13 protein-coding genes and 2 pseudogenes are annotated in these 11,371 nt (G+C 59.2%); 10 read left to right on the forward strand and 5 right to left on the reverse strand.

Features of this window, described 5'->3' with window-relative positions:
- Positions 1-9: 9 nt before the first annotated feature.
- Positions 10-543, reverse strand: coding sequence for a response regulator transcription factor (locus FA94_RS36945; protein ID WP_051981150.1), 534 nt, complete (start codon positions 541-543; stop codon positions 10-12).
- A gap of 975 nt (positions 544-1,518) precedes the next feature.
- On the opposite strand from FA94_RS36945, the pseudogene FA94_RS36950 reads away from it, so the two are divergent.
- Positions 1,519-2,259, forward strand: a pseudogene (locus FA94_RS36950) (PDDEXK nuclease domain-containing protein); the annotation flags it as partial.
- Between the two features lie 381 nt (positions 2,260-2,640).
- Here FA94_RS36950 and FA94_RS36955 read toward each other — a convergent pair.
- Complete coding sequence (locus FA94_RS36955) at positions 2,641-2,955, reverse strand: hypothetical protein (RefSeq protein ID WP_035561540.1); 315 nt, start codon at positions 2,953-2,955, stop codon at positions 2,641-2,643.
- Positions 2,956-3,037: 82 nt separating this feature from the next.
- Between FA94_RS36955 and FA94_RS39850 the strand changes: the two are divergent.
- The 4 genes and pseudogenes from FA94_RS39850 to FA94_RS38440 all read left to right on the forward strand — a co-directional run bounded on the left by FA94_RS39850 (position 3,038) and on the right by FA94_RS38440 (position 4,722).
- A pseudogene (locus tag FA94_RS39850) lies at positions 3,038-3,487 on the forward strand (porin).
- Between the two features lie 106 nt (positions 3,488-3,593).
- Positions 3,594-4,061 (forward strand): hypothetical protein, encoded by a 468-nt coding sequence (locus tag FA94_RS36965; RefSeq protein ID WP_051981153.1) that lies wholly within the window; start codon positions 3,594-3,596, stop codon positions 4,059-4,061.
- A complete protein-coding gene (locus tag FA94_RS36970) occupies positions 4,054-4,431 on the forward strand; it encodes a LysM peptidoglycan-binding domain-containing protein (protein ID WP_035561546.1) in 378 nt (125 codons plus the stop codon). The genes FA94_RS36965 and FA94_RS36970 overlap by 8 nt, the downstream gene beginning before the upstream one ends.
- 129 nt (positions 4,432-4,560) lie before the next feature.
- Positions 4,561-4,722 (forward strand): ATP-binding cassette domain-containing protein, encoded by a 162-nt coding sequence (locus FA94_RS38440; protein ID WP_408307192.1) that lies wholly within the window; start codon positions 4,561-4,563, stop codon positions 4,720-4,722.
- 52 nt (positions 4,723-4,774) lie between these two features.
- Here FA94_RS38440 and FA94_RS36980 read toward each other — a convergent pair whose 3' ends face one another.
- Positions 4,775-5,362 (reverse strand): TetR/AcrR family transcriptional regulator, encoded by a 588-nt coding sequence (locus tag FA94_RS36980; RefSeq protein ID WP_035561551.1) that lies wholly within the window; start codon positions 5,360-5,362, stop codon positions 4,775-4,777.
- Positions 5,363-5,475: 113 nt separating this feature from the next.
- Entirely contained in the window at positions 5,476-6,222 is a 747-nt protein-coding gene (locus FA94_RS36985) for an SDR family oxidoreductase (RefSeq protein ID WP_035561556.1), read from the reverse strand.
- Between the two features lie 310 nt (positions 6,223-6,532).
- Between FA94_RS36985 and FA94_RS36990 the strand changes: the two genes are divergently transcribed.
- Positions 6,533-7,147 carry a 2-hydroxychromene-2-carboxylate isomerase gene (locus FA94_RS36990; protein ID WP_035561559.1) on the forward strand — a complete coding sequence of 205 codons (615 nt, stop codon included), beginning with the start codon at positions 6,533-6,535 and terminating at the stop codon, positions 7,145-7,147.
- A 70-nt stretch (positions 7,148-7,217) separates the two neighbouring features.
- On the opposite strand, the gene FA94_RS36995 is transcribed toward FA94_RS36990, so the two are convergent.
- On the reverse strand, positions 7,218-8,096 hold the full coding sequence (locus FA94_RS36995) for an NAD(P)-dependent oxidoreductase (protein WP_035561563.1): 879 nt from the start codon (positions 8,094-8,096) through the stop codon (positions 7,218-7,220).
- Positions 8,097-8,462: 366 nt separating this feature from the next.
- Between FA94_RS36995 and FA94_RS37000 the strand changes: the two genes are divergently transcribed.
- The 4 genes from FA94_RS37000 to FA94_RS37015 all read left to right on the forward strand — a co-directional run bounded on the left by FA94_RS37000 (position 8,463) and on the right by FA94_RS37015 (position 11,093).
- Positions 8,463-8,933, forward strand: a complete 471-nt coding sequence (locus FA94_RS37000) for a hypothetical protein (RefSeq protein ID WP_156126795.1) — start codon at positions 8,463-8,465, stop codon at positions 8,931-8,933.
- A 140-nt stretch (positions 8,934-9,073) separates the two neighbouring features.
- Positions 9,074-9,799, forward strand: a complete 726-nt coding sequence (locus FA94_RS37005; RefSeq protein ID WP_035561569.1) for a haloacid dehalogenase type II — start codon at positions 9,074-9,076, stop codon at positions 9,797-9,799.
- A gap of 26 nt (positions 9,800-9,825) precedes the next feature.
- Complete coding sequence (locus FA94_RS37010) at positions 9,826-10,551, forward strand: haloacid dehalogenase type II (protein ID WP_035561572.1); 726 nt, start codon at positions 9,826-9,828, stop codon at positions 10,549-10,551.
- Positions 10,552-10,598: 47 nt separating this feature from the next.
- Complete coding sequence (locus FA94_RS37015; protein ID WP_035561573.1) at positions 10,599-11,093, forward strand: Lrp/AsnC family transcriptional regulator; 495 nt, start codon at positions 10,599-10,601, stop codon at positions 11,091-11,093.
- The last annotated feature ends 278 nt before the right edge of the window (positions 11,094-11,371 follow it).

Here is an 11,371-nt window from a genome sequence, read left to right on the forward strand (position 1 = left end):
CGTCGCTCCTCATTTCACCTGGACGGTGTATTCGTTGATGCCCAACATGCCGGCCGCCTGTCTGTTCAGCAGCCCTTGTGCAAGCAGCGACAGCAGTTCCCGCTTGCGGGGCGTGAGCTTCCGGTACAGCGCCATCAGCGCTGCACTTTTGGCTGCCTCGCGCAGCAGCTTTCGGGTCTTGGCCAGCGCGGTCTCCACGGCCGCCATCAAGATGTTCTCTTCCACGGGTTTGATGAAGAAATCAATCGCGCCGCTCTTCATCGCCAGGACGGTAGAAGGCACATCGCTCCCTGCGTTGACGAATACGACCGAGATGTTTGCCTCGCGATTCACGAGGTTCTGGACCTCGAGTCCACTCATGTCAGGCATGCGCATGTCCAGTAACAGGCAGGATGCGCCGCCGCCTCGGCGGCACGCGAGAAACGCGTTGCGGGACGCAAAGGCGCGGACGTTCTTGCCGTTGACACGCAATACCGCGCACAGTGCTTCGCGAACGCGCGTGTCGTGATCCAGGACATAGACGACTTCGTCAACGGTCTCCATGACCTCCTCCATCAGAGTCAGCATTGCCGGAAAAGCGCGAGGTCTCGGGTGGCTGGACGTATAGCTAGGCTAGAGGCTGCATCCCCGACTTACAATCACCCGAATGGGTGCGTGTGCGGCGAGCGCGAAAAAAACCGTCAAGCGCCGGCTAACCCGTTGCGGTCATTTTCGATGGCGCAGGACGAGCAGAAAGCTCGCTGATCCGACTAGCGACGCGCTCACGAGCCGCGCCTTTGGCCGATGACTTGCCAACCGGCTTAGCGGCGTGAATGGCCGGCACCCTGAAAGACGCCGTGGAGGTGGCGCCCGCTTCTGTGTCCGTACGGGGTCGGGAGTGTGAGTTCGCTGATGAGGGAGGCTGACGTCCGGCGGCTCGATGTCGCGACCGTTAGCAATCCGCCACATTGCTGACGTAAAACTCAGCCCGTCCTAATGGCGGCTCTGGCCGATCTTGAGACGCTCGGCTTGGGCGAAGTCGGACCTTCGGTTGACGTCCGTTTGCGACAACGGAAGATTTATGGTTGAAACGTGTCGATCTCGGAAGTTATTTGCGTAACGGACCCGATGCTTGATCACGGCTTTGACTGCGGAATCGGGCAAAAACGGAAGATATTTGGTTAATTTTCCGGAAGGCATTCGAGTTCCTCCACAATCTTCCGAAAACGTCCTCTAGATTGCCGATTTCAATTCGGTTTATGGGTAACGGCGTGCTTGCTGATTCCCGTAAGGCTTCAGACGGTTTACGCATGAAGTATGGGCCAGCCACATGGTTTTTGTGGTTTCATCCGACACGGGCTGGTATGCCTCGGCACGAGGAAGCGCGATTTTTAATGAAACAAAGGATGGTATCGTTTCGACGTGATGCCATGGCCCGTCCGGACTGGACTATATGGTGAGTGACGGCGACATCGCCGCGTTTGGTGACGATGAAGTGAACAGCATCGAGGAGGAGTATGCCAACGGTGACGAGTAAAAAAACCTGCGAAGAAACTCGCACCACTGGTGCGAGAAATCGGCTGGAGCCATAACCTGGTCATCCTCGAACGCTGCAAGGATACACACGAGCGCGAATTCTACCTGCGCATGACGCGCAAATTCGGTTGGTCGAAGAACGTACTCGCGCACCAGATCGACAACCAGAGTGACGAGAAGTCGCTCCTCGGCCAGACCAATTTCGACAAAACGCTAACCCCGGCATTGCGTGCGCAGGCCAAGCTGGCGGTGAAGGACGACTACGCCTTCGACTTCCTTGAGCTCGGCGAGCAGCATAGCGAGCGCGAGCTGGAGCGTGCGCTGATTGCCCGAATCGAGGACTTCCTGCGTGCAATGGGTGGCATGTTCGCGTTCATGGGAAGTCAGTACCGGATGGAGGTGGAAGGCAAGGAATATTTCATCGACCTGCTGCTGTTCCATCGGCGTTTGCGAGCGCTGGTTGCCATCGAATTGAAGATTGGCGAGTTCGAGCCGGAGTTCGTCGGCAAGATGCAGTTTTACCTTGCCGCGCTGGATGCTCAGGTGAGGCAAGGGGACGAAACCCCCTCCATCGGCATCATTCTGTGCAAGGATAAGAAGCGCACCATCGTCGAGTACGCACTACGCGACGCGCGCAAGCCCATCGGTGTAGCGACCTACGAAATCACCAAGACGCTGCCGAAGAAGCTGAAGGATCAGTTGCCATCGCCTGAAGCCATCGCCCGCCTGCTGGAGAACATATGAAGTTCACCGATACCCGCGAAAGCGGGTTGGGCTGCTCGATTGCGCGGAGACCGGTGGGCGATAGCGAGCATCCATGCGTGCCTACACTATATTGTCGCACTGTCGCTCTAACTGATCTGGCATATTAAGTACATCACCCTACAAATCCCGACAGCCCTGATTTCCAGATACTCCTGGCCCAAGTGAGGACCTGCTTGCCCGAGTGTCGGGATGCCGCCCGGAGTCTCGCCGGCGACATCAAACGCAGGTACGGGCTGGGCGACGCTCAACTGTCAGCGATCGAAGCTGTCAGTTCTCTGCCCGATTCTTCAGCCAGTCAATTGACGCCACCGACCGTCTGGTTCGCATCTCCGGTTAGGTGCTGCCTTGATCAGGCCATTTTCACGCGTCTTTCAACCACGGCATTTCCACCGGCGACACCACCAGTTGCCGGAGCTCGCGTTTCAGTTCGAAGATGAACCCCACCAGGATCATCGAGTCGGCGTAGGGAATGGGGAATACAAGCGGATTTTCCGCCGCGCGCAAGGGGCGCGTGGGCGTGTCCGCCGTCGTCGCGGCGTTCGCGCGGACGCTCTCCAATTCGTCGACCATTGCTTGCCCGCTTACTTTCAGGACACGGTTACGCAGGTCGCCGAACGGTTCGATACGCGCTCCGTCTTCGTGGTATTCAGGCACTTCATAGATGAACCAGGACATTTGTTGCTCCTAAGAAAAGGTCCGTTATTCTAGCAGCGGGCATTGCATGAAAAGGTTTTGCACTCTCGCATCCGGCGCGGTCTTGTCCTGCGCGTACGCCACCCCCGCGTTCGCGCAGTCCACAGTCACACTGTATGGCGTGCTCGACAATGGATTCGTCTATCAAAGTTCGAGCGGCAGCAATTCGGCGATCCGCGCCGTACCCGGCGGACTTTTCGCGACACGCTACGGCTTCAAGGGCAGCGAGGATATCGGCGGCGGCCTGCACGTCAATTTCCAGTTGGAGCAGGCCTTCTCCGGTCAGACGGGAACGGCGACCAACCCGGCCGAAGCGTTCAATCGTCTGGCGTAAGTCGGGCTGTCGGGCGGTTTCGGCGAAGTCCGCTTCGGCTTGCAAAACTCGCCGCAATACGACGTGCTGCAAGCAGCAATGGATCCTTCGTGGGTTAAAAGCATTGCGTCGCCCATGAATAATTTCAACGGCCTGATCGTCCGCGCGAACAATGGTATTTCCTATTACACACACGTTTAACGGGCTGAATGCCAAATTCATGGCGGCTTGCGTGACTCGTCGACCGGGTCGGGTAAGGGCATTGGGTTCTACAACGTGGTCGTCCAGTACCTCAATGGGCCGTGGAATGTGGCGGCCGGCTACGAACGCGGAGACGAACCCCGCGTCGGAGCGGCACGCCGACGGCGGCGTGGTGCGTCACGCGTACAACGCGTTCGGCGATCGATATGACGCCGCCGGCCAACTCGTTCATATCGACGGCGCCGCCATCGGCCAGCAAACCGACTACGCCTACAACGCGTCCGGGGCTCGCGTGCTGGAGAGGACGACTCAGGGTGGCGTGATCTGTCAGGACAGCCATCTCGCCTACGATGCACTCGGGCGCTTGAGGGATGTGGCCGATACGCGCGTGCATCTGACGATCGACTACGACAACGCGGGCAACCGCGTGCATGAGCACACGCACGTTCTGACCATGCAGGACCCCGCGAAGGACAGCGACCTCTGGTATGCCTACGATGCGATGACCCGCCAGATGGTGGTCGACGGCACGACGCCCCAGGGCGGCATCGTGCAGGGGCAGCCTCGTGAATGATGCCGCGGGCCATGTGCTGTACCGCAACCAGGGCGGCAATCGCGAGTACTTCATCTGCGCGAACGGCCAGGAGATCGGCGCATCGGGGATGGGCATCGACGCGCAGAATCCGGCCAGCAACGGCAAGCCGAACTTTACCGACACGCAGCGCTTCAACATCGGCTATCGGCCGATCGATGTGAGCTATCCGTCGGCGGGCGTGGGCAGCTACCGGGTGATGACGGGCGACACGCTGCAGTCGATCGCGCGCAGTGCGTACGGCGACAACCCGTTGTGGTATCTGATCGCGGATGCCAACAACCTGCGCAGCGGCGCCGACCAAGGTCGGCCAGACGCTGACGATTCCGACGACGTCCGGCGGCGTCCATAACGACGGCAAAACGTTCAAACCGTACGACCCCAGCCACGCGGTAGGGGATACCACACCGAACCTGCCGGCGCGCCACTGCGCGAAGACGTGCTGACGGCAATGCGCGATCTTGCCGGACGAGGGATGACCATGCTGATCGTCACGCACGAGGTACGCTTTGCCCGCGACGTCGCCGGTCGAGTCGTCTTTATGGATGGCGGTGTAGTTCTGGAAGACACTACCTCGCAGCCGTTTTTCGGCGAGCAGAGCAGCGAACGCGTGCGTCAGTTTCTCAATCTCATCGAAATTTGATTGAGGTTGCGCGTTGGGATGTCGTCGACACCGAGGTTGCCAGGGCCCAGGCCTATTTCGCTCGTTGCAGCACGGTTGAAAACAGGATGTCCTTCAGATTGACGACCGGTGCGGGATCGCGCTGCGCTTTGGCCAGCAGAAACGCGCCCTGCATGGACGCCACGATGAACGAGGCGAGCTGCTGATTGCTGATCGCAGATCGCAATTCACCGGCTTCGACCGCGGCATCCAGGCAGTACACCACACACCGCTCGACCTCGGCGAAAATCTCGTTGATGCGCGCACGGATCGGCTCGCTGTCGTTCGAATCGAGCGCGAAGTTGCCGAGCAGGCAGCCGTTGCGAGCGTCGTTGCGGCTGATGAGTTTGATGTGCACGTCCAGATACTTGCGCAGCCGCAAGAGCGGCTTCATCCCGTCATTGCACAGCGTGTCGCGAAGGTCGCTTTGGGCCGCCGCGAAATACAACTCGATCACTTCGAGCCCGAACGCTTCTTTCGACGCGAAGTGATTGGTGAACGAGCCATGCGGTACGCCCGCCGCCTGGACGATATCGCGCACACTGGCGCCGTTGAAGCCGTATTCGTGAATGACACGCATGCCCTCGGTAATCAACGTGTCTTTATGGGAAGGTTTCGGCATCGTCAATTCCCTATTGAAAAAGATGGACGAGCGGATTATGTCATCCGCTCGCCCGAGCCGTGTGAGCTCGATTCAATCAGTTCGACATGCCGAGCCAGTTGATGAAAAGCGCGTCAGCCGGCAGCGAACATGTCGTTGAACTGCGTAACGAAGGCCGCTTCGTTCGGGCCGGCGTTGTTGCGCAGCGGCCGGGCGACTTCGACCAGCGCTTCCTCGGCATCCGTGCCGAGTTCGTGCATGGTTTGCTCGATGAACGGCGCGAGCGGCATGGCGCGCGGTTCGTCCTTGCTATTCAGCAGGTCGGTTTGAACCCACGGCGGCGCGATTTCGACCACGCGTACCGACGTGTCTTTCAGTTTGTAACGCAACGATTGCGTATACGAATGCATCGCGGCTTTCGTCGACGAGTACACGCCGGCCATCGCCATCGGTACGAAACCGAGTACCGACGACACGTTGATAATCGTCGCATCCCCCCGCTGTTTCAAATGTTCGACGAGTGCGCCCGTCAGCCGGATTGGACCCATCACGTTGGTGGTCAGCGTGGACACCAGCATCGCGTCATCGACCGGCTGGCTGAGATCGTCGATATGCATCACGCCGGCGTTGTTAATCAACACGTTCAGCGAAGGCCACCTGGCGACCAATTCACGGGCCGCCGCAGCAATGCTCTGAGGATCGCCGATATCGAGCTCAATGGCCTGCATGCCCGGATTGGCAGCGATGGTTTCGTCGAGATTCGCGCGACGCCGACCCGCGATGATGACCTGGTTGCCGAGCCGGTGGAACGCTTCAGCGAGACCGCGACCAATGCCTGAACCGCCGCCGGTGATAAGAATCGTGTTGCCAGTCGTTTTCATGATGTGTCTCTCAAAGGGGAGGGTGTCGATGCCTGTCGTTAGAGAGGCATCGGTGTGTGCGTAATATGTACGAACGTATTAAATCGATAAAGCACCTGGAAATGAATGCACCGTTTCACCAGGCTCAACAATCGCGGGGCTTTAAAAGTGGGGCGCCGAGGCGTAAGAGGCGTTCAAGCAGCCAGACTATAATTCGCGGACAAAGTCCGGCTCGCCGACTTCGAATCGCCAGGCCGGCACATGCTGCAGACGGAAATAAAAATAGCGAGGCGCGATGCCTCGCTACCAAACGACCGGTTTCGGAGAACCCATGACAAGCCCCGATTTCACGACGCGCCCTTCACTGCAGTTCTGGTTCGATTTCGGCAGCACTTACAGCTATCTGAGCATGATGCGCATCGAGGCGTTGGCGCAGCAAAGCGACGTCGCAATCGAATGGCGTCCGTTCTTATTGGGTGCGATCTTCAGGTCGTTTGGCTGGGACAACTCGCCGTTCGTGTTGCAGAAAGAGAAGGGCGCTTACGTATGGCGCGATATGGTTCGCCAGTGCGAGAAATACGACCTGCCCTGGACCCAGCCCAGCGAGTTTCCGCGCCGGGCACTGCTTCCGCTGCGCGTCGCGTTGGTTGGTGCGCAGCAGCATTGGATCGGGGCGTTCTGCAAGCGGATGATGCAGATCAACTTCGTCGACGACAGGCATATCGATGACCCGGACGTCGTTGCGCGAGCACTAAGCGAGCTCGATTTGCCGGCGGAAGAGATCATCGCCACCGCACTGTCCGAGCAAAACAAGCGCGATATGCGCGCACAAACGGACGAGGCGGTGCGGCGCGGTATTTTCGGCGCGCCTACGTTCTTTGTCGGTGACGAAATGTTCTGGGGCAACGATCGTTTAGAAGACGCGATATCGCTAGCTGCTCGATAAAGAGTGACGCAATGTCACACCGCGCGCACACCGCACACCGGCACCTATCACGCGCCAGCGAACAGCACGATCAGCTTAGCGAGCGGGTACGCGCTTCAAGCGCCCGGACCACTGCAATCATGTCGTCCTTGTCGTACCCCAATGCATGGGTTTCGCCGAATAACGCATAGCACGCGTCCAGTAGCGGTGACGCCACTTTGGCTTCTCGCGCGGCTTCGGCAATGAGCCGATTGTTCTTCAGAACGTCGGTGATCGATGCTTGAACCGTGAAGTCGCGATCCACCAGCTTGAGAGACTTGACGCGCGAGATACTGCTAGCCATTTGCCCCGCATCGACCACCGCGCGGAATTGCTGCATGTCCAGGCCATGATGGTCGGCAAAGTGAGCCGCCTCGACGAGCCCGGTCATCGAGGTAATCAGAAAGATGTTGACCGCCAGCTTCATCAGCAAGGCATTCGGCACCGGTCCACACACAAAAGTCTCGCGGCAGACGGGCTTGAGCAGCGCGCGGACTGCTTCGATCACGTCGGCGTCGCCGGCTAGCATGGCCACGAGTTCTCCCGCTTCGGCGGGTTTTCTCGAACCGGAAACCGGTGCTTCGACATAGAAGCCGCCCGCAGCGCGAATGTCGGCGTCGAGCGCGCGCGAGTACTCGGGCGAGGTCGTGCCCATATGCAGGATCGTGTGCCGAGCGACGTTGGCCTCGAATTCAGGTGTGCCGCGGCCGAGTACCGAGTCGATGGCCTCGCCGTGAGCGAGCATCAGAATGACGACCGAGGTTCGTCTGAACACGTCGGCCGGGCTGGCCGCCACCGTTGCGCCCAATGCGCGCAACGGTTCGACGCTGTCGAGCGACCGATTCCAGACAGTCAGCGGCGTGCCCGCCCGGATCAGATTGAGCGCCATAGGCTGGCCCATGACACCGATACCGATGAAACCCAGATCCATGCTTATCTCCGTTGCCGGTCCGCAACCGGGTTCGGCATGCGAGATCATCCGGCGCTTATCGAAAGAATCATGTCAGGTACTGCATGCGGCGGCAAAGGAAAAAATGTTGACGACAGATGAGGCGCACTCACCTCATTTCCCGTACTCAAGGCTTGCCGCAGACGGCAGCGCGACCGCCCGGCCTCCGCTTCGCATTCGTTTGATAGGGATAGCTAGATCGTTGCCATCGCTATCGGCTATCCTTACTGCCGCATTGGACCGGGCGAGATCGACATGTTCTCGTTGATGCTGTTCCGGGGCTCCGGCCACTGCAAGACACCACCGCAAGACACTTACAACAACATACCGCGAGTACCTGGACCGACCATGCTACGCCACACCTTCCCGAGATCCCGGCGCGCGTTCGCCTGCCTCACGCTGGCTGCGATTGCCGGCGGGCTCACCGCTTGCAGTGACGGGATGTCGGATACCGACATCGCCTTCGTGACCGCCGGCACGCCGGCCCAATTCCAGTCAATCCGAATGTACGGCGCCGTGCCGGAGAACCTGGCCCCCGGCGCCGGCAATACGCATACCACCGGCCGGTTGCGCCAGGCATGCCAGGCGATGATCCGCGCGGGAGGCCGCGACGTGCGGGAGACGGTGATTCTCGAAGACGAGCCGGGCGAGTCCTTTGATCTCGATGCCACCCGTACCGCCGACGGCTGGACCGTGACCTCCGACGGACTTCGGCCGCCGAGCGTCGACCCCGTCGGTTTCCGCACACGCTTCACCACCTGCGTGAACGCGATCCGCGACAAGTACGCGGCCGAGCCGGAAAAGGCGCCGTTCAAATAAGCCCGCCGGACAGCAGAATCTGCTGTCCGGCTGCGCTCGCGCGAAACCGGCTGCCGCTGGCGCCCTTCACTTCGGCTACCCCTGCTGCCACGAGTCAATACACTGTGAGTTCATTCTGTGAACCCACAAAAGGACCTGGCATGAATCTCACCGACTTCAATACGCTGACGTTCGACTGTTACGGAACGTTGATCGATTGGGAAACCGGCATTTTCGAGGGGCTGCGGCCGCTTCTGGAACGTGTGAAGCAATCGCTGACACGCGATCAGGTACTGGAAGCGCACGCGCGGCACGAATCGTCGCAACAGAAGTACACGCCGGCCCGGCGCTATCGGGATCTGCTGCCGATCGTCTACAAGCGGCTCGCCGAGGAATGGCAAGTGCCGTTCACGCTCGCCGATTGCGTCACCTACGGCCAGTCGGTGCAGAACTGGCCGGCGTTCGACGACTCGGTCGCCGCATTGCAGTACCTGAAGAAGTACTACAAGCTCGTGATTCTGTCGAATGTGGACAATGAGAGCTTTGCGCATAGCAACGCGAAATTGCAGGTCGAGTTCGACGCGATTTTCACCGCCGAAGACGTGGGCTCGTACAAGCCGTCGCCGCGCAATTTCGATTACATGCTGGAGAAGCTCGGCGAGCGCGGCATCGCGAAAGACAAGATTCTGCATACGGCCGAAAGCCTGTTCCACGATCACAAGCCCGCGAACGGGTTCGGTCTCGCGTCGTGCTGGATTTATCGCCGTCACGGGCAGGAGGGGTTCGGCGCCACCATGAATCCGGGCTTGCAGCCGAAGGTGGATTTCCGCTTCGACAGCATGGCCGATCTGGTCAAGGCGCATCAGGACGCTGTGCTGCAGAAGTAATGGCGACGACTCTTGGGGAGGCTGCGATGCGACTCACGGATTTCAGGGCGCTGACCTTCGATTGTTACGGCACGCTGATCGACTGGGAGCGCGGTATCACGGCCGCGCTTGCGCCGCTGGTCGAACGCGCCGGCAAGCCGTTGACGCGCGACGAGGTGCTCGAAGCGCACGCGCGCCATGAATCGCAGCAGCAGCGCTACACGCCGGAGATGCCGTATAGCGATCTGCTTGCCGTCGTGTTCAGGCGACTGGCGGAAGAATGGGGTGTCCACGCAGCGGCAAACGAAGCCGCGGCCTATGGGCAATCGGTGAAACAATGGCCCGCGTTTCCCGACTCCGCGAGCACGCTGCAATACCTGAAGAAGTACTTCAAGCTGGTGGTGTTGTCGAATGTGGACAATGAGAGCTTCGCGCATAGCAACGCGAAATTGCAGGTCGATTTCGACGCGGTGATCACTGCTGAAGACGTGGGTTCCTATAAGCCGGCGCGGCGCAATTTCGACTACATGCTCGATCTTCTGCCGTCGCTCGGCGTGCGCAAGGACGAAGTGCTGCATGTCGCGGACAGCCACTTTCACGATCTTCAACCGTGCAGCGAACTCGGTCTCCGATCCTGCTGGATCTACCGCCGCTTCGAACAGCGCGGTTTTGGCGCGACCGTGCGCACGGTGGGTGAACCCGCGGTCGAGTTCAAGTGGACGAGCATGGCGCAACTGGTGAAGGCGCACCACGAAGAACTCAGCAAAGGGTGAACGGATCACGCAGCCAGCAGCAGCATCAGCCCACGCGAGAGCACGACATGAGCATTCGACAAAAACTGGACAGGATCGACATCAAGATCCTGGCGGAGCTGCAAAAGAACGGCAACATCACGAACGCAAATCTGGCGAATGCGGTGGGGCTTTCGCCGAGTCCGTGCCTTCAGCGTGTCAAACGGCTCGAGGCGTCCGGCGTGATTTCGGGCTACGGCGCACATATCAACCTGTCGAAATTGACGAGCACGGTGACCGTCTTCACCGAGGTGATGCTGAAAGACCATCGTCGTGAAGACTTCATCCGCTTCGAAGCGAACGTGCATGAAATCGACGAGATCACCGAATGCCATCTGGTCAGCGGCGGCTACGACTATCTGCTGAAGTTTCTGGTGGGCAATATCGGCCACTATCAGGAGGTGGTCGAGAAGCTGCTGGATCTGAACCTTGGGATCGAGAAGTACTTCAGCTATATCGTCATTCGTTCGCCGTTCGTGAAGCATGCCGCGCCGCTCGAACGGTTGTTGACGGATGAGACATAAAGCCGGTCGCCGACGTGTGCGGTTTGAGCGGACGGTGCGTATGCGCCATATTCGGCAGCGGCCTTTCAATCAGATTAAAAAATGCGGATTGATAGTTTTGTGTATTAGGTTTTTCTGAAAACGGATCAATAGAATAATTCTTCGATATAGCGATAATGCGTTGATTTCGCCTGAAAACCGCATGAAAACATAGCGCCTTATCAAGGTGGCTATCGTTATATCGAAAAATTATTTAGGTTTCTTTCCGGGGGAAAGTTAGGCTTGCTGCATTGAATATC

The sequence above is a fragment of the Burkholderia sp. 9120 genome, from assembly GCF_000745015.1.
Classification (GTDB): Bacteria; Pseudomonadota; Gammaproteobacteria; order Burkholderiales; family Burkholderiaceae; genus Paraburkholderia.